General features: G+C 61.9%; 16 protein-coding genes. 3 read left to right on the forward strand and 13 right to left on the reverse strand.

The features are described from left to right. Positions 1-94: 94 nt before the first annotated feature. Complete coding sequence (betI, locus tag C4J93_RS02110; RefSeq protein WP_124360922.1) at positions 95-688, reverse strand: transcriptional regulator BetI; 594 nt, start codon at positions 686-688, stop codon at positions 95-97. 390 nt (positions 689-1078) lie between these two features. On the opposite strand from betI, the gene C4J93_RS02115 reads away from it, so the two are divergent. Then, on the forward strand, positions 1079-3013 hold the full coding sequence (locus tag C4J93_RS02115) for a BCCT family transporter (RefSeq protein WP_256660181.1): 1935 nt from the start codon (positions 1079-1081) through the stop codon (positions 3011-3013). Between the two features lie 143 nt (positions 3014-3156). Here the strand turns inward: C4J93_RS02115 and choV are convergent, their stop codons facing one another. The 3 genes from choV to C4J93_RS02130 form a co-directional block, all read right to left on the reverse strand. After that, a complete protein-coding gene (choV, locus tag C4J93_RS02120; protein WP_124428467.1) occupies positions 3157-4335 on the reverse strand; it encodes a choline ABC transporter ATP-binding protein in 1179 nt (392 codons plus the stop codon). Continuing rightward, the gene (gene choW, locus C4J93_RS02125) at positions 4332-5177 is read right to left on the reverse strand and encodes a choline ABC transporter permease subunit (RefSeq protein WP_003194913.1); all 846 of its coding nucleotides are present in this window, start codon (positions 5175-5177) and stop codon (positions 4332-4334) included. Before choW ends, choV begins: the two co-directional genes overlap by 4 nt. Before the next feature lie 69 nt (positions 5178-5246). Beyond that, the gene (locus C4J93_RS02130) at positions 5247-6194 is read right to left on the reverse strand and encodes a choline ABC transporter substrate-binding protein (RefSeq protein ID WP_124365538.1); all 948 of its coding nucleotides are present in this window, start codon (positions 6192-6194) and stop codon (positions 5247-5249) included. 416 nt (positions 6195-6610) lie between these two features. On the opposite strand from C4J93_RS02130, the gene C4J93_RS02135 reads away from it, so the two are divergent. Further along, positions 6611-7987: an L-serine ammonia-lyase gene (locus C4J93_RS02135; RefSeq protein ID WP_124369313.1), complete on the forward strand. Its 1377-nt coding sequence runs from the start codon at positions 6611-6613 to the stop codon at positions 7985-7987. 35 nt (positions 7988-8022) lie between these two features. On the opposite strand, the gene C4J93_RS02140 is transcribed toward C4J93_RS02135, so the two are convergent. Next, positions 8023-9249, reverse strand: coding sequence for an MFS transporter (locus C4J93_RS02140; protein WP_372238168.1), 1227 nt, complete (start codon positions 9247-9249; stop codon positions 8023-8025). 171 nt (positions 9250-9420) lie between these two features. Here C4J93_RS02140 and C4J93_RS02145 point away from each other — a divergent pair, with 171 nt between their 5' ends. Then, entirely contained in the window at positions 9421-10314 is an 894-nt protein-coding gene (locus tag C4J93_RS02145; protein WP_124428469.1) for a LysR family transcriptional regulator, read from the forward strand. 164 nt (positions 10315-10478) lie between these two features. On the opposite strand, the gene C4J93_RS02155 is transcribed toward C4J93_RS02145, so the two are convergent. The 8 genes from C4J93_RS02155 to C4J93_RS02190 are packed head-to-tail and all read right to left on the reverse strand — an operon-like array spanning position 10479 to position 16945. Further along, a complete protein-coding gene (locus C4J93_RS02155) occupies positions 10479-10874 on the reverse strand; it encodes a hypothetical protein (RefSeq protein ID WP_124428470.1) in 396 nt (131 codons plus the stop codon). Between the two features lie 26 nt (positions 10875-10900). Continuing rightward, complete coding sequence (locus tag C4J93_RS02160; RefSeq protein ID WP_124402829.1) at positions 10901-12127, reverse strand: beta-ketoacyl-ACP synthase; 1227 nt, start codon at positions 12125-12127, stop codon at positions 10901-10903. Continuing rightward, complete coding sequence (fabG, locus tag C4J93_RS02165) at positions 12127-12855, reverse strand: 3-oxoacyl-ACP reductase FabG (RefSeq protein WP_124369317.1); 729 nt, start codon at positions 12853-12855, stop codon at positions 12127-12129. Before fabG ends, C4J93_RS02160 begins: the two co-directional genes overlap by 1 nt. Beyond that, positions 12852-13313 carry a hotdog family protein gene (locus tag C4J93_RS02170; RefSeq protein WP_124428471.1) on the reverse strand — a complete coding sequence of 154 codons (462 nt, stop codon included), beginning with the start codon at positions 13311-13313 and terminating at the stop codon, positions 12852-12854. The genes fabG and C4J93_RS02170 overlap by 4 nt, the downstream gene beginning before the upstream one ends. Further along, the gene (locus C4J93_RS02175; RefSeq protein ID WP_124428472.1) at positions 13310-14476 is read right to left on the reverse strand and encodes a beta-ketoacyl-[acyl-carrier-protein] synthase family protein; all 1167 of its coding nucleotides are present in this window, start codon (positions 14474-14476) and stop codon (positions 13310-13312) included. Before C4J93_RS02175 ends, C4J93_RS02170 begins: the two co-directional genes overlap by 4 nt. Beyond that, complete coding sequence (locus C4J93_RS02180; RefSeq protein WP_124428473.1) at positions 14473-14955, reverse strand: hypothetical protein; 483 nt, start codon at positions 14953-14955, stop codon at positions 14473-14475. The genes C4J93_RS02175 and C4J93_RS02180 overlap by 4 nt, the downstream gene beginning before the upstream one ends. Further along, positions 14952-15701, reverse strand: a complete 750-nt coding sequence (locus C4J93_RS02185; protein WP_124428474.1) for a class I SAM-dependent methyltransferase — start codon at positions 15699-15701, stop codon at positions 14952-14954. The genes C4J93_RS02180 and C4J93_RS02185 overlap by 4 nt, the downstream gene beginning before the upstream one ends. Further along, entirely contained in the window at positions 15698-16945 is a 1248-nt protein-coding gene (locus C4J93_RS02190; RefSeq protein ID WP_124428475.1) for an NAD(P)/FAD-dependent oxidoreductase, read from the reverse strand. The genes C4J93_RS02185 and C4J93_RS02190 overlap by 4 nt, the downstream gene beginning before the upstream one ends. Between the last annotated feature and the right edge of the window lie 32 nt (positions 16946-16977).

Here is a 16977-nt window from a genome sequence, read left to right on the forward strand (position 1 = left end):
CGTAAGTGGTTGGCGTTACCCGTCGAACAGTGGGCCATGGGGATGTGGCAATACTGCGCGGCGGACGTTCAGGGGTTGAGCGTTTATAAGGGCTCTAACTCACCTGCTTGGCCAATTGGAAATCCATGTAGTCGTAAGCGATCCGTTGCGCCTGTTCCGTGTCGAAAGCGTCTCCCGACAAGGCACCGCGCAACCACAAACCGTCGATCAGGGCCGCCAGGCCTCGAGCTGCGCTGCGTGCCTCGGGTAACGGCATCGCACGGCGGAACTGGCAGCACAGGTTGGAATACAGGCGGTGATCGTTGATCCGCTGCAACCTGTGCAAAGACGGGTGATGCATGCTGGTGGCCCAGAAGGCCAACCAGGTTTTCATTGCCGGGCCGTTGACCTGGCTGGCGTCGAAGTTGCCTTCGATGATCACCCGCAGATGCGCCCGTGGGCTGTCATCGTTCAGGGCACGCCGGCGTTCCTGGACGTTCTCGATCAGCGCGTTCATCAGGTAACGCATCGTCGCTGCGATCAGGCCGTTCTTGTCCTGAAAATAGTGACTGATGATGCCATTCGAGACACCCGCCAGACGGGCGATCAGCGCAATGCTGGCATCTCCCATCCCAACCTGATCGATGGCCGTCAAAGTGGCTTCGATCAACTGCTGGCGGCGTATGGGTTGCATACCGACCTTGGGCATGTAGCACCTCTCCTTTGGCCTGCCGACAGGCGATCCACGTCCGTCGGCTTGAGGGCCAGTCTATTTTGTTTTGATTGAACGTTCAATCAACAAAGAATAAGCTCTGCGACAAATGGTCGCTGCCTACAGATATTTCCTACCTGGGAGCCGCGCCCTCTGACACCTGCGAAAACCCCTGAAACAGGCCGTATCAGGGCCTGGCTACCGCTTCGGCGGGGTTGGGGATTTTCGGGGTGTCTTTATAACACCCGTCCGTCGACTGCCGAAAAATCGATGTCCCGGGATAACCGTTGCCTTGTGTTTCTCTCTCGCACTGCCCGGAGCATCTGCGCCATGAGTTCTGCCTCTCTTATAAAGACCCCGCCGGAAAAGGTCCGGGTCAACGGTTGGGTGTTCTACACCTCCACCGCGCTGATTCTGTTGTTGACCGCCATCCTGATCATCGCCCCGCAGGAGGCCGGGCGCATGCTCGGCGTCGCCCAGGCCTGGCTGTCGAAAAGCTTCGGCTGGTACTACATGGTGGTCATCGCCGCCTACCTGGTGTTCGTGGTCGGCTTGGCGTTTTCGTCCTACGGCAAGTTGAAACTGGGCAGCAAGGACGACACCCCGGACTTCAGCTACGGCGCCTGGGCCGGCATGCTGTTTTCGTCGGGCATCGGCATTTCGCTGCTGTACTTCGGCGCCTCTGAGCCCCTGGATCACTACTTCAACCCGCCCGAAGGCACGGCCGCCAGCAATGGCGCGGCACGTCAGGCGCTGCAACTGACCTTCCTGCACTGGGGCCTGCATGGCTGGGCGATCTATGCGCTGGTCGGCCTGGCCGTGGCGTACTTCGCGTACCGCCACAACCAGCCGCTGGCCCTGCGTTCGGCGCTGTACCCGCTGGTGGGCGAGCGTTGGGTGAAGGGCGCGGCCGGCCATGCGGTGGACGGTTTCGGCATGTTCGTGACCCTGCTGGGCCTGGTGACCAACCTGGGGATCGGTTCGATGCAGGTGTCGTCCGGGTTGGAAAACCTGTTCGGCATGGCGCACAGCAACACCAACCTGCTGATCGTGATCATTGTGATGAGCACGGTGGCGACCATCGCTGCGGTGTCGGGTGTGGAGAATGGCATTCGCCGCCTGTCCAACCTCAACATCGTGTTGTTCAGCGGTTTGCTGATCTTCGTGCTGCTGTTCGGCCCCACCCTGCACCTGCTCAACGGCCTGGTGCAAAACACCGGTGACTACCTCAACGGCATCATTCTGAAAACCTTCGACCTCTATGTGTACGAAGGCGACGCCGACAAGACCGAGCGCTGGATGGGCCTGTGGACCCTGTTCTACTGGGCCTGGTGGATTTCCTGGGCGCCATTCGTGGGCATGTTCATTGCGCGCATTTCCCGTGGCCGCACCGTGCGCGAACTGGTCGCCGGCGTGCTGCTGATCCCGCTGGGCTTCACTCTGGCGTGGTTGTCGATCTTCGGTAACTCGGCGTTGGACCTGGTGCTGAACCATGGTGCGGTGGAGCTGGGCAAGACTGCGCTGGAACAGCCGTCCATGGCCATCTACCAGCTGCTTGAGCATTACCCGGCGTCGAAAGTCGTCATTGGCGTGTCGATCTTCGTGGGCTTCGTGCTGTTCTTGACGCCTGCGGATTCCGGCGCGGTGATGATGGCCAACCTGTCCTGCAAAGGCGGCAACGTGGATGAAGATGCGCCGCACTGGCTGCGGATCTTCTGGTCGGCGGTGATCACCCTGGTGACCATCGGCCTGCTTTTCGCCGGCAACTTCGAAGCCATGCAGACCATGGTGGTGCTGGCGGGGTTGCCGTTCTCGGTGGTGCTGATTCTGTTCATGTTCGGTTTGCACAAGGCCATGCGTCAGGATGTGGCCATCGAACAGGAGCAGGCGCAGTTGGCTGAACGCGGGCGCCGGGGGTTCAGCGAGCGCCTGACCGCGCTCGACCTGCAACCGAGCCAGGGCACCGTGCAACGCTTTATGGACAAGCACGTCACGCCGGCATTGGAAGAAGCCGCCACAGCGTTGCGCGAGCAGGGATTGGAAGTGCAGACCTTGCTGGGCAAATCCAAACGCTGCATCGGTGTGCGGATCGAGATGGAAGAGGGCAACCCGTTCGTCTACGAAGTCAGCCTGGATGCTTATTCCTCGGCGCCCACTGACCTGCCCGAAGAAGAACGCACCCGCTACTACCGCGCCGAGGTGTACCTGCACAACGGGCCGCAGGAATACGACCTGATGGGCTTCACCCAGGAGCAGATCAGCCGTGACGTGCTCGATCAGTTCGAAAGCCATCGGCAGCTCCTTGGCCGGGTCTATAGCTGAAGCCAGGCAATGCTCTAAATGTGGGAGGGGGCTTGCTCCCGATAGCGGTGTGTCAGTCAGCACATTTGATGCTGATACACCGCAATCGGGAGCAAGCCCCCTCCCACATTGGCCCGGTTCCTTCAGTTGTTTTGCGGTGTTGGTCAGCCCAGGTTTTTGCCCAGGAGGGCGTGATACAGCTCGCTGTCGCCCAGGATCCCCACCACCTTGTTGTTGTCATGCAACACCAGCTTGTTCCCCGTCTGATAGCGAATCTGCAGCGCGTCACGCATGCCGATATTGGAATCCACCAACGTCGGCACCCGGTCCAGGCCTTCTACCGCTTGCCCCGGCGCCCAGTTCTGCAGGTTCATCACCACGCCATTCTGGCGTGCGCCCTGGATAGTGTTGCCATCGGCCAGGTCCAGCCAGGAGTCGGCGCCTGGGTCCAGGCATACCGAACCGTTCACCCGCGTGCAGTTATCCAGCGTGCGCATCAGGCTGCGACCGCACAGTACGTTCAGTGGGTTGGTGTGGGCGACGAAGGTGCGCACATAGTCGTCCGCCGGGTTCAGCACGATTTCTTCCGGCACGCTGTACTGGATGATCTTGCCGTCTTTCATGATCGCGATGCGGCTGCCCAGCTTGAGGGCTTCGTCGAGGTCGTGGCTGACGAACACGATGGTTTTGCTCAGCTTGCGTTGCAGCTCCAGCAGCTCATCCTGCAGGCCCTGGCGGATCAGCGGGTCGAGGGCGGAGAAGGGTTCGTCCATCAGCAGGATATCGGCGTCCATCGCCAACGCACGGGCCAGGCCCACGCGCTGTTGCATGCCGCCGGACAGCTCATCGGGCTTCTTGTTGCGCCATTGGCTCAGGCCCACCAGCTCGAGTTTTTCATCGACCAGGGTGCGCCGTTCCTTCTCCGGACGGCCCTGCATTTCCAGGCCGAAGCTGATGTTCTCGCGCACCGTCAGCCAGGGCATCAGGGCGAACTTCTGGAACACCATGGCGATGCGTTTGGTGCGCATCATTTTCAGCTCGGCGGGAGTGCAGGACGCGATGTCGATCTGGCGACCTTCATGTTCCACGAACAACTGGCCACGGCTGACGGTGTTGAGGCCGTTGATGCAGCGCAGCAAGCTGGATTTGCCGGAGCCCGACAGGCCCATCAGCACGCAGATCTCGCCTTTCTCCACATCCAGGCTGGCGTTTTCAACGCCGACAATCTGCCCGGTTTTCTTCAGGATTTCGTTACGGCTCATGCCCTGGTCCAGCAGCTTGAGCGCTTCGCGTGGGTCTTTGGAAAAGATCACGTCGACTTTGTCGAATCGGATAATGCTCATGCATCACCCCCTACTTTGGCATCGGGTTGTTTGCAGATACGGTCGAGCATGATGGCCAGCAACACAATGGCCAGCCCGGCTTCGAAGCCCAGGGCGATGTCAGCGGTGTTGAGTGCGTTGACCACCGGTTTGCCGAGGCCATCGGCGCCGACCAGCGCCGCGATCACCACCATCGACAACGACAGCATGATGCATTGGGTAATACCGGCGGCAATGCTCGGCATCGCGTGGGGCAGTTCAATGCGCGAGAGCAACTGGCGGCGCGAGCAGCCAAAGGCCTTGCCGGCATCCATCAACTCTTGCGGTACATCGCGGATGCCCAGGTAGGTCAGGCGGATCGGCGCGGCAATCGCGAACACCACCGTGGAAATCAAGCCGGGCACCACACCCAGCCCGAACAGGGTCAGGGTAGGGATGAGGTAGACGAAGGTCGGCACGGTCTGCATCAGATCGAGTACCGGCCGCATCATGGTGTAGAACATCGGCTTGTGCGCGGCAACAATGCCCAGCGGCACGCCGATGACCACGCAGACCAGGGTGGCGAACAGCACCTGCGCGAGGGTTTCCATGGTTTCCTGCCAGTACCCCAGGTTGAGGATCAGCAGGAAGGAGGCGATGACAAAGACGGTCAGGCCCCATTTGCGTTGGATAAAGTGAGCCAGCAGCGCAATCAGACCGATCAATGCCAGCGGATTGAACCAGGTCAGCGCAAACGTCACGCCGTGGATCATCGTTTCCAGTGTCGATGCGATCGCGTCGAAGTAGTTGGCACCGTGTTGGGTCAACCAGTCGACGAAGGCAGCGATGTACTGGCCTAGTGGGATTTTCTGTTCAGTCAGCATGGTAGTGAATGTCCACATGCGAAGAGGGAAACATCCCGGGGCAGCGCACCGCCCCGGGGTCAGCGGGTGCTATTTGGCGAGGTAAGCTTTAACGGCATCGAGACCTGGTTGGCCATCAACGGTGGTGACACCGGCCAGCCAGGTGTCGAGGATTTGCGGGTTCTTCTGCAGCCAGGCCTTGGCGGCAGCATCGGGCTTCATTTTGTCGTCCAGGACGTTGCCCATCAGGGTGCTTTCCATGTTCAGCGTGAACTGCAGGTTTTTCAGCAACTGGCCGACGTTGCTGCATTCCTGGGTGTAGCCCTTGCGGGTGTTGGTGTAGATGGTGGCCTGGCCGTAGTTGGGGCCGAACGAATCGTCACCCCCGGTCAGGTACTTCATCTTGAAACGGGTGTTCATCGGGTGCGGTTCCCAGCCGAGGAACACGATGGCCTGGCCGCGCTTGGTGGCGCGTTCAACCTGGGAGAGCATCCCCGCTTCGCTGGACTCGACCACTTTGAAACCGGCTTTCTTGAGGCCGAAGGCATCCTTGTCGATCAGCGTCTGGATGGTGCGGTTGCCGTCGTTACCCGGCTCGATGCCGTAGATCTTGCCACCCAGCTCATCCTTGAATTTGGCGATATCGGCGAAGTCTTTCAGGCCCTTGTCATACAGCGCTTCGGGCACCGCCAGGGTGTACTTGGCGTTTTCCAGGTTGGCGCGTACGGTTTCCACGGTGCCGGCATCGCGGTACTGCTTGATGTCGTTTTCCATGGTCGGCATCCAGTTGCCGAGGAAGATATCCATGTTCTTGCCGTCAGCCAGCGACTTGTAGGTCACGGGGACCGAAATCATCGTGGTGCGTGGCTTGTAGCCCAGGCCCTTGAGGATTTCGCTGGTGGTCGCGGTGGTGACGGTGATGTCGGTCCAGCCGACATCGGAGAAGTTGACGGTCTTGCACTGTTCCGGTTCTGCAGCGTGCGCCATGACCGGCAGACTCAGCATGGCGGCCAACAACAACGAGGGTGAACCTTTCATCGGGGTAGACTCCTGTGTTTTTTCTGGCGGCATTCGCCGCGCTTTATAGGTGCTGCTATTGGAGTATGCGTCGGACAGCTCTGGCACGGTGCCTTGCAAACGAGTCGAGACTGATCATGTACCAGTGAAAATCTGACGCCTACAGGGGGCGTCGTATCCAGTACAGGGAGGGTCGCATCCAGTGTCGGTGACGTCGCTTACAGATTTTTACCACAGTGAAACTGCAGTTTTTACTCATCTGCACCGCTAAAAACGGCCAAAACAGGCGATCGCACGTTAGCGACGCTGGTGAGCATGGGTGCGTCGGTGTGAGACGCCGTGACGGCGGATAAAAGCTGGATGATGCCGCCATCTGGGCGATCTGAGCGTAGCACCTCGTTCAAGCCTGGCCGCGCTTATCGAGGAGTTTCAGGTTAATGGCTATCAGCGTTTTCGACTTGTTCAAGATCGGCATCGGGCCCTCCAGCTCTCACACCGTCGGCCCCATGCGCGCTGCGGCGTTGTTCGTTCAAACGTTACGCGAACGTGGCCTGTTGGAACAGGTTCGGCGTGTCGAAGTGCAACTCTACGGTTCCTTGTCGGCCACCGGCATCGGCCATGGCAGCGACACCGCCACCATTATGGGGCTGATGGGCGAGTGGCCGGACGCAATCGACCCGTCCCAGATTGGCGTGCGCATCCACACGCTGCGCGAAACCGACACCCTGTTGCTCGACGGTCGCTTGCCGGTGCCGTTCATATGGTCACGGGACATGCGTCTACTCGACGAAAACCTGCCGTTCCATCCCAACGCCATGACCCTGGTGGTGTTCGATGCTGACGGCGAGTTGCACCGCGACACCTACTATTCGGTGGGCGGCGGCTTTGTGGTGGATGAAGCCCAGGCCCAGAGCGGCGTGGCGGACATGGACCGCACCGAGCTGCCGTATGACTTTTCCAGCGCCGCAGAACTGTTGCAGCTGTGCAAGACCCACAACCTGCGCGTCGCCGAATTGATGCTGGCCAACGAGAAGGTCTGGCGCTCCGAAGAAGAAATCCGCAGTGGCCTGATGACCCTGTGGCGTGCCATGCAAGCATGCGTGGAGGAAGGCCTCAAGCATGAAGGCATCTTGCCCGGTGGCTTGAACGTGCGCCGTCGCGCCGCCAAATTGCACCGCAGCCTGCAGGAGTTGAACAAACCCAATGTGATCGGCTCGACCTTGAGCGCCATGGAGTGGGTGAACCTGTTCGCTCTGGCGGTCAATGAAGAAAACGCCGCCGGTGGGCGCATGGTGACGGCGCCCACCAATGGCGCAGCGGGGATCATTCCGGCAGTGCTGCATTACTTCATGAAGTTCAGTGAAGAGGTGACCGAGGCCAACGTGGTCGACTACCTGCTCGGCGCGGCGGCGGTGGGCATTCTGTGCAAAAAGAACGCCTCGATCTCCGGCGCCGAAGTCGGTTGCCAGGGTGAAGTCGGTTCCGCCTGCGCCATGGCCGCGGCGGGCCTGGCTGAAATTCTCGGCGCCACCCCCGAGCAACTGTGCAACGCCGCGGAAATCGGCCTGGAACATAACCTGGGCCTGACCTGCGACCCGGTGGGCGGCTTGGTGCAAGTGCCGTGTATCGAGCGCAATGCGATTGCGGCGGTCAAGGCGATCAACGCCGCGCAAATGGCCTTGCGTGGCGATGGGCAGCATTTTATTTCCCTGGACCGGGTGATCCGCACCATGCGCGATACCGGTGCGGATATGCATGACAAGTACAAAGAGACGTCGCGGGGCGGGTTGGCGGTGAGTGCGGTTGAGTGCTGAGACCGGGTCACCTGCATCGGCAGACGCAGGTGATCTCAGGCCTTTACATGGCCCAACGGCGCCAGCTTCGCCAACCTCAACGCCACCAGCAACGCGCCGATCAGCAACGCCAGGATAAATGCGCCTATCCCATTCCATCCGGCAAAGTGCCAGAAGAACCCGCCCGCCGTCCCGGCAATGCTTGAACCTGCGTAATAGCAGAACAAATACAGCGACGACGCCTGTCCCTTCGCCTTCACCGCACGACGGCCGATCCAGCTGCTGGCCACCGAGTGGGCGCCGAAGAAGCCGAAGGTAAAGATCAGCATGCCCGGCACCACCAGCCATAGCGGGCTGAAGAGCGTCAGGGTCATGCCGACGAGCATCAGCACAATGGTGCCCCACAGCACGCGGCGGCGGCCCAGGCGGTCGGCGAGCGAGCCGATTTTTGCCGAGCTGTAGATCCCCGACAGATACACCAGCGACAGCAGGCCGACCACGGCTTGGCTCAGGTCATACGGATCGGCCAGCAGGCGATAGCCGATGTAGTTGAACAGCGTGACAAACGCGCCCATCAGCAGGAAAGCTTCAAGGAACAGCCACGGCAGGCCCGCATCCTTGAAGTGCATGACAAAGCCGTCCAGCAGGTTGCGCGGCTTGAGGCTGCTGGCGCGGAAGTTGCGCGATTCGGGGAGGATTTTCCAGAACACCGTCGCGGCGATCAGCGCCAGGCCGCCGATGATCAGCATTGCGGTGTGCCAACTGACAAAGTCGATCAGCACGCCGATGATCAGGCGCCCGCTCATGCCGCCAATCGCATTGCCGCCGATGTACAGGCCCATGGCCAGGCCGATGTGCTGCGGGTGGATCTCTTCGCTCAGGTAGGTCATGGCCACGGCGGCCAGGCCGCTCAGGGACAAGCCCACCAGCGCCCGCATCAGCAGGATGCCTTCCCAGCTCGGCATCAAGCCGCTGGCAATGGTGGCCAGCGCTGCGCAGAACAGCGCGGCGACCATTACCGGCTTGCGCCCCAACCTGTCGGAAATCGGCCCGGTAATCAGCAGGCCGAAAGCAAGCATCGCCGTGGCGACCGACAGGATCAGGCTGCTTTGTGCGGCATTGATGGAAAACTCGTGGGACAGCGCCGGCATCATCGGCTGCACGCAATACAACAGGGCAAACGTGGCAAAGCCGCCGGAGAACAGCGCCAACACCGTGCGCATGAACATCGGTGTGCCTTTTTCGATGTACTCGTCGTTGAGCTGCGCGACGACCTCATCCAGGGCAGTGGGCGGGGCTTCTTGAGCGTGTGCAGCAACAGCAGATTTCACGGTGACCTCGGGGAGGAAAGACTGCCACGGCCGGCAATACGAAAAAGAATATAGCTGGCTAATGATTCTTTCCAATATATTGTTCGACCTGTTTGATAGCTTTAGCGACCTAATGAGGCTTGCATGGAATTACGTCACCTGCGGTACTTCATCGCCGTCGCCGAGGAGCTGCATTTTGGCCGCGCCGCGCAAGTGCTGGGTATTTCGCAACCGCCGTTGAGCCAACAAATTCAGGCGTTGGAGCAAGACGTGGGCGCGCGCTTATTTGAGCGCACCAATCGTCGGGTCGAGCTGAGCGAAGCAGGGCGACTGTTTCTGCACGAGGCGCGCCTGGTGCTGGCGCAGGTCGATAAAGCGGCAGACGTCGCGCGACGTGCGCAGCTGGGAGAGCTTGGAGAGCTGAAAATCGGCTTCACGTCGTCGGCGCCGTTCAACGCCAGCATCCCGCAGGCGATCTTTGCGTTTCGCCAGGCGTTTGCGGCGGTGCATTTGAGCCTGCAAGAAATGAGCAGCACCCAGGTGGCCGAATCGTTGCTCGATGAGTCGATCCAGGTCGGGCTCATGCGACCGTTGCCGTTGCCGGATTCCCTCAGTGTGATCGAACTGATGCGCGAGCCGTTGGTGGCGGTATTGAGCGCCGGGCACCCGTTGGTCCAAGGCAGCGAGGGCGGTTTGCATCTGGCGCAATTGGCTGACGAGCCCTTTGTATTTTTCCCGCGCAGTTATGGCAGTGGTCTCTACGCACAACTGCTCAATCTGGCCCGCGACGCCGGGTTCAGCCCGCACTTTGCCCAGGAAGCAGGCGAGGCGATGACCATCATTGGCCTGGTGGCCGCAGGGTTGGGCGTGTCGGTGCTGCCCGCGTCTTACCAGCGTATCCGCATCGATGGCGTGGTGTACCGCACTTTGCTGGACCCGGAGGCGGTGACGGCGGTGTGGCTGGTGCAGCGCAAGGGCGCGCAGTCGCCGATGGCGCAGGCGTTTGTGGAGTTGTTGACGCGTAAGGCGCTGGTGTAGGCCGGGTCACATCCGATCGTTCCCACGCTCCGCGTGGTAATGCATCCCGTGACGCTCCGCGTCACCCAGGTGACGGGGACTGCAACCGTGCACTCGCGGCGGGACGCAGAGCGTCCGAGGGAGCGTTCCCACGCGGAGCGTGGGAACGATCCAAACAATCGGCGTTACTGCATTCCCGCCGAGCGCAACCCGGCCATGATGTCGCGGTCCAGCATGCTGATCCAACGGTTGTAGTTGCGATGGATCTTGCCGTCCTTGTAGCCCAGGTCGCGGCTGTCGCGGTAGGTGATGGCGTAGCTGTTGCGGGTGTAGCGGATGTCGATGGCTGCATAAAACTGGTTGCGCACGGTGATCTCGGCCTGCACCAGTTGCGGGCTCAGGCGTTGTACCGTCCACTCGCGTTTTTGCAGGGCGGCGACGATCACCTGTTTCATTTTTTCTTCGTTGACCTGAGTGGTGGCCGGCAGTTCGTGCTGGGTGTTGAGTACCGGTTTGTTGGTGCAGCCGGCGGTGGTCAGCAGGGCCAGGGTGATTAGGGTCGCGCGTAGCAGGGAAGACATTCCGTTTTCTCCAATTGATTTAAAAGTCAGGACCAGCGGCGGAAGATCAACGAGGTGTTGACGCCGCCGAAGGCAAAATTGTTGTTCATCACGTAGTCGTGATGCATCTCGCGAAAGCCACCTTGCAGGTAATCCAGCTCGCCGCAGTGCGGGTCGACGGCGTCCAGGTTGAAGGTGTGCACGTATTGGTCGCGGTTCATCATCTCGATGCTGAACCATGACTCCAGCGCCCCACACGCGCCCAAGGTGTGACCAAGAAAACTCTTCTGCGAACTGATGGGCATGCGAGGGCCGAACAGGCTGCTGGTGGCCAGGGTTTCGGCGATGTCGCCCTGGTCGGTGGCGGTGCCGTGGCCGTTCACGTAGCCGATGGCGGACGGCTCAAGCCCGGCATCCTCCAGCGCCAGTTCCATGGCGCGACGCATGGTTTTCTGCTCCGGACGGGTAGTGTGCTGGCCGTCGGCATTGCTGCCGAAACCAACCAGTTCGGCGTGGATATGCGCACCACGCGCCAACGCATGTTCCAATTCTTCCAGCACCAGCATGCCGCCGCCTTCACCGATCACCAGCCCATCGCGGCCGCTGTCGTAGGGGCGCGGGCTGGTTTGGGGCGCGTCGTTTTTCAGGCTGGTGGCGTAGAGCGCGTCGAATACCATTGCCTCGGTGGGGCACAGCTCTTCGGCGCCTCCGGCCAGCATCAACGGCAGGCGGCCGAACTTGATCGCCTCGTAGGCATAACCGATGCCCTGGCTGCCGCTGGTGCAGGCGCTGGACGTGGGGATCAAACGGCCAGTCAGGCCGAAAAAGATGCTGATATTCGCCGCCGTGGTGTGCGGCATCATGCGCACGTAGGAGTTGGCATTCAGGCCCTCGGCCACCGAATTCAGCAGCATATTGCCGAACGCTTTGATCTCGTCGGTGCTGCCGGTGGACGAACCACACGCCACGCCCATGCGCCCGTCCTTGATCGACGCGTCGCCGAGCAGGCCGGCATCCTGCAACGCCTGCTCCGCTGCCCACACCGCCAGGCGCGAGACACGGCCCATGCTGCGCAGCTGCTTGCGCGTCCAGTGGGCGGGCACGACGAAATCGTCGATCGGCCCGGCCAGGCGCGTGTTCAATTCGGTAAAACGGTCCCACTCATCCATGCGCCGGATGCCGCTGCGGTTGGCGCGAAAGTTGGCCGCGATGGTGTCCCAATCGCTACCCAGGGAGGTCATGCCGGCCATGCCGGTGACGACGACGCGCTTCATCAGCACAAGCCCCCGTTCACGGCCAACACCTGGCGCGTGATATAGCCGGCCTCGGCCGACATCAGGAAATTCACCGCCCCGGCGACTTCTTCCGGGGTGCCCATGCGCTGCGCCGGGATCATCTTCATCAGCTCTTGCACCGGTACGTTTTCATCCAGCATGGCGGTGTCGATCAAGCCTGGTGCGACACAGTTGACGGTGATCTTGCGCTTGCCCAGCTCGATAGCCAGCGCCTTGGCTGCGCCGATCAGGCCCGCCTTGGAAGCGCTGTAGTTGACCTGGCCACGGTTGCCGATCAGCCCGGAAACCGAGGTGATGCACACGATGCGCCCGGCAGCACGCCGACGAATCATCGGCATCATCACCGGGTGCAGCACGTTGTAGAAACCGTCGAGGTTGGTGCGCAGCACCACGTCCCAGTCCTCTTCCGACAGGGCCGGGAAGGCGCCGTCGCGGGTCAGGCCAGCGTTGAGCACCACGCCGTAATAAGCACCGTGCTGCTCCACATCGGCTTCAAGGATTGCCTTGCACGCGGCGCGGTCTGCCACATCGAACTGCAGGACCCGCGCCTGGCGGCCAAGGGCTTGGATCTCGACCTGTACCGCGTCGGCTTCGGCCCGCCCGCTGCGGCAATGCAGCACGATGTCATGCCCGGCCTGGGCCAGGCGCAGGGCAATGGCGCGGCCGATGCCACGGCTGGAGCCGGTGACCAGTACGGATTCAGTCATGGCGTTTCGTCCTTCGTTTCAGCTAAATAGTTGGCCGCCTGGGGCGGTCGAAATACGTTCAAGCGTGCGCTGGCCTGGATTCCATCGCCAGTGAGGTGGCATTCGAACACCCCCATGCCATTGTCGTCTTCCAGGGAGCGCAGGCCGTGGATGTTCAGCTCGGCGCCGGCGGGGAAGTGCTCCACGTTGCACTCGAACTTGCGCGTGCCCAACAGGAAACCCAGTTCTACCGCCAGGCCCTGCTGGCGCGCGCGACAACCGGCATAGGCGGCGACGCTTTGAGCCATCAACTCGACACCGACCCAGGCCGGCAGGCTGCCGTCTGCGCGGTTGAACAGGCCACCAGGCTTGACGGTGAGGCGGGTATGCACCTGCTCTTCATCGAACGACAGCACCTGGTCGATCAGGATCATGTCGCCCGCGTGGGGCAGCAGTTCGGCGAGTGGCCAATCGATCATGGGGCCTCTCCAATAATCAGGCTGACGTTGTTGCCGCCGAAGGCAAACGAGTTGCTCATCAGGCAGGGTTTTTCCAGGGTGTCGCCCTGTTGCGCCCACTGCAACGCGGGCAGCGCCGGGTCAACGTGGTCGTCCCACACATGGGGCGGAACAAGGCCGTGAGTCAGGCTCAACCAGCAGAACGCCGCTTCCAATGCGCCCGCCGCGCCGAGGGTATGGCCGCTCATGGGTTTGGTCGACGAACAGGCCACGCCGCCCGGAAACAGGCTGGCGACCGCCTGGCTTTCCATGGCGTCGTTGTGCTGGGTGGCGGTGCCGTGCAGGTTCAGATAACCGATCTGCGCAGGGGTAAGTTTCGCGCTGGCCAGGGCCTTGCGCATCGCCTGCAACGCACCCTTGCCGCTGGGCTCGGGCGCGGAGATATGGTGCGCGTCGCAACTGGCGCCGCTGCCCAGCAGGGCGACCGGCGACGCCTCGCGGCTCATCACGAACAACACCGCCGCTTCGCCGATATTGATGCCGTCGCGGTTCACCGAGAACGGATTGCAGCGCTCGGCAGACACGGCTTCCAGCGCGGTAAACCCGTTCAGCGTCAGCCTGCACAGGCTGTCGACGCCGCCGCAGAGCACCGCATCGCACACGCCCAGGTCGAGCAGGCGCTGGGCGCTCATCAACGCGCGGGCGCTGGACGTGCAGGCGGTGGAAATCACATAGGCCGGGCCGCTCAACTGCAGCCAGTCGGCGAGGAAATTCGCCGGAGCGCTGAGTTCCTGCTGCTGGTAGTCGTAGTCGCCAGGAAACGCGTGATTGCGCAGGTAGTGGGCAATGCCGCGACTGGCTTCGTCGATGCCCGAAGTGCTGGTGCCCAGCACAACGCCCACCCGTGAGGCGCCGTAGGTGTCGATCACCTGGCGAATCTGCGCCTCGATCTGCAACGCCGCTTCCAGCAGCAGCTGGTTATTGCGGCTGCTCTGCTGGCCCAATTGCACCGGAATGGTCGCCAGCTCGCCGCGCACCGCCGCGACCGGCACCACGCGCTCCGGCACCCAGCCGCTCTCGGCGCGCATGCCGCTGCAGTCACCGGCAAACAGGCTGCGGCTGACCTCGGCCTGGCCGCGCCCGAGGGCACAGATCACGCCGAGGGCATTGAGGTAAGCGGTCATCGGCCGACTCCCAGCGGAGTAATGCGATAGCTCAACGGTTGGCCCGCCATGTTCACGCTGAACACCTCCGAGGACTGATAGACGATTTGCCAATGGCCCGGCAGCGTTCGCGTGAGGTCCATGGCCTGGGCCGAAGGATACAGCGCACGCACGTCATCCGCCGAGGCCAGGGCAAACAGCAGCGCGGCGAACAGCGCTCGCGCCTGGGGATTGGGCGGCAGCAAGCCATCGGCCTGCCATTGCCCGTCGATCAGCTTCTGCCGGGCCTGGGGAATGCCCAGCGGATCCATCAACGACCAACGAATCGCCGCGCCTTCACGCTGGATCACCAACAGCCAGTCCTGGCTGCGCTCGCCCTCCAGGCGTTGCACATGCAATTGCATCGGCAAGGCCAGCGCCGGGATTTTCTCGGGTAACGGCGCCTGGCTGGCGCACGCGCTGAGCAGCAACAGGCAGCCCATCAACAGCCAGCGCATCATGAGCTCGCGGCCTCTAACGGTTTGCGCGCCACACAGTTGACCAGGGTTTCCTCACGCTGGCCCACCGGCGGCGCCTTGCGCAGGCCCCAGCGTTCCAACAGGCCGAAATCGCTGGAACGGCTCCACCACAAATAGGGATACGAGACGTTCCGCGCGCCGAATTCAAAGCCTTGCTCGCGCAGCATCTGCAAATACTCCTCGGCGCTTTTCTGCACGTGCATTGGGTGGCGGAACAGCCAGCGGATTACCCAGGTGTCGATATAGGCTTCGGTGGACTCGGCAAACAGCAAATAGCCGCCCGGCTTGAGTACCCGGTAGAACTCCTTGAGTGCGCGATGTTGCTCGACCAGGTGGTGAAAAGTCTGGTGGCAAAACACGATATCGACGCTGGCGTCGGGAACGTCTAGGGTGGCGCAGTCGCTGCCGATCAACTCCACGGCCAGGCTCTGGCGAGCGGCTTCTTCGCGGCTCAGCGCCAGGCTGTGAGGGTCGGCATCCAGGCCGATCAAACGCGAGGGCGCGAAGACCTGCTGCAGCAAGTTGAAGGATTTGCCCTGGCCGCAGCCGGCGTCGAGCAACACCGGCGCCACCGGCAGCGGTTCGCTGAACAGGCTGCGCAGGTCGTTGATCGCTACGCGCAACACATGGTGCTGCCAGGTGTGGCTGCGCAGGAACCAGAAGCCGAACCGGGTTTCTTCAACGTAGTTCTTACTCAGGTAGTTTTTTTCAACGGCAGGGCTGGTCATACCGTCTCACTCGCGCAGATTTGCGACAACATGCGCAGGCGCCGCTTGGGCTCGCTGACAAACGGGTTGCGTTCATCCCAGGCGTAACCGGCGAGAATCGAACTGATCATGCGGCGAATCTCCGGCGAACTGCCGGCGTGGAAAATCACATCCTGGAACGTCCCGGCGTACCAGCCCTCGACGTAGCAGCGGAAAGTGTCGACGCCGCGCTTCAACGGTTCGGCGAACTCGGTTTGCCAGTCCACCGTTTCGCCTTGCAGTTGGCGATGCAGCAAGCCGGCGGCCATGCTCGCCGAGCGCATGGCGATGGTCACGCCGGAAGAGAACACCGGGTCGAGAAATTCCGCCGCGTTGCCCAGCAGCGCAAAGCCCGGACCGTGCAGGGTTTTGACGTTGGCCGAATAGCCGCCGATGCTGCGCGCCGAGGTGTCCCACACGGCGTTTTGCAGCACGCCGGACAGGCTCGGGGTTTGCTCGATAAACCCGCGCAGGCAGGCGTCGAGGTCGCCGTCGTGGCCGTCGAAGTGCTCCTTGGCCGCGACCACGCCCACCGAGCAACGGCCGTTGCTGAACGGGATGGTCCAGAACCAGATATCGCGCTTCTCGGGATGGGTGGTCACCAGAATCTTGGTGCGGTCGAAGCCTGGGTGTTCGATGCGGTCTTCGACGTGGGTGAACACGGCCTGGCGCAGCGGGAAATTCGATGGGGCTTCAAGGTCCAGCAGGCGCGGCAACACGCGGCCATAGCCGCTGGCATCCAGCACGAATTTGGCCTTGAGGTGGTACTCGCTGCCATTCTCGCGGCGTACGTGCAGGTAACGACACTCGCCGGAAAAATCCACGCCGACGATGCTTTCGCCGTAGCGGATTTCCACACCCTGCAGTGCCGCCTGATCGGCCAGCAGCTTGTCGAACTCGGCGCGCTGCACCTGGAAGGTCGTCGGCTTGCCGTTGCTGAAGGTGTCACCGAAATCGAACGCGCTGTAGCGCTCGCCCCAGGCGAACGCGGCACCGGTTTTCAGTTGAAAGCCGGCCGCCTGTACGGCGTCGAGCATGCCGGCTTCTTCGATAAAGTCGATGCAGTGCGACAGCAGGCTTTCGCCAATCGAGAAGCGCGGAAAATGCTGGCGCTCGATAATCAATACATCATGCCCTTTGCGCTTGAGCAGCGCGGCCGCGATGGCCCCGGACGGCCCGGCACCGATCACCACCACTTGGCGACGTTCCATTTCAACTGTGGGCACGAAGGCTCCTTGCCGCTTTGGCGATAATCACA

Origin of the sequence: Pseudomonas sp. R2-37-08W (assembly GCF_003851705.1) — a bacterium.
Classification (GTDB): Bacteria; Pseudomonadota; Gammaproteobacteria; order Pseudomonadales; family Pseudomonadaceae; genus Aquipseudomonas.